The 1,114-nt window shown below is 69.1% G+C and carries 1 protein-coding gene; it reads right to left on the bottom strand.

What is annotated here, in order from left to right:
• A partial coding sequence (locus EOA27_RS37535; protein ID WP_127258848.1) for a DUF882 domain-containing protein occupies positions 1–1,114 on the bottom strand: 1,114 nt, incomplete at both ends.

Here is a 1,114-nt window from a genome sequence, read left to right as displayed (position 1 = left end):
TTCGTGGGATCGCTGCCTGCCGGAAGGGCGGCGATGGCCTGGCGTGGCGAGGCAGCATCGGCCCTCGACGGATCGTTGAACGCCGAGCGCGGCTCCGGCTGCGTCAGCGACGCAAGCTGGTATTCGGCGCCGGCGCCGCCAGCCTCGACGGTCGCGTTGGCCTGTTCGAGAACGGCCTTGACCTCATCCTGCTTGCCGGGCTGCGGCCGGGCGGTCGGCAGCACGGAGAACGCGTCGGTCGCGCTCTTGTCCTGCGAAGCCGTTTCGGCCAGCGCCAGAAGCACGTTCTTATCCTTCGACGCCAATTCGGCCGGCGTCGAGCGATCTGGGCGCCAGGTCGGAAGCGGGATGTTGTTGACCGCCACCTGCGCCGGATCGGTGCCAGCGGCCTCGGCCGCGCTGGCGGCGCCGAACGGAACCTTGTCAGGCAAGGGCGTCTGCGCCGTCGAAACCACCTGCTCGGTCGTCGCCGAGGCATCCGCCACGGCAAACGGCACATTCTGTGGCGCCTGCTGGCCGACATCGACCTTCGGACGCGGCGCGAAGTCGGGCAGCGGGACTTCCTTGGGCGGCAGCGCCGCGATGATCGTCTCGGGCGTATCCTGCTGCGGCTGCTGCTGATCGTCGGCGCTGTCATCCGCGATCTGCGGGACGTTGGCGCGCTTGGCATCCTTCGGCGAAACGATCGCGATACCCGGGAGGTTGCTGTTGCGGGCCGTCGCGGCGCTCGCGACCTGAACCTGCTTCACGGCTTTCTGCTGAGGCGCCGGAGCGCTTTCATCGGCCGCGTCATCGGCCTCGTCGGCGCCACCGCCGAACAAGGCGGCAAGCAATCCGCCGGACCGCTTGGTCGAGCCGCCGGCGCTGGCCAGTTCGATGTTCGGGGTGCCGGCGCCCTTGCGCGCCTGATAGGCGGCCAGCGCCTGCTCATAGCCAGGCAGCGGACGCCCGTCGCTCGGCACATGCAGCGTCTTGCCGTTCGGGAACAGGCTGACCAGTTCCTGGCGGCTGATGCCCGGCCAGTGGCGCACATTGCCGACATCCATATGGACGAAGGGTGAGCCGGAGGTCGGGTAGTAGCCGACGCCGCCGCCCTGCATCTTGAGGCCAATGT

Origin of the sequence: Mesorhizobium sp. M2A.F.Ca.ET.037.01.1.1 (assembly GCF_003998075.1) — a bacterium.
In the GTDB taxonomy this organism is placed as follows: domain Bacteria; phylum Pseudomonadota; class Alphaproteobacteria; order Rhizobiales; family Rhizobiaceae; genus Mesorhizobium.
Note: the sequence above shows the minus strand (reverse complement) of the source record. Positions and strands in the feature narration are given on the sequence as shown.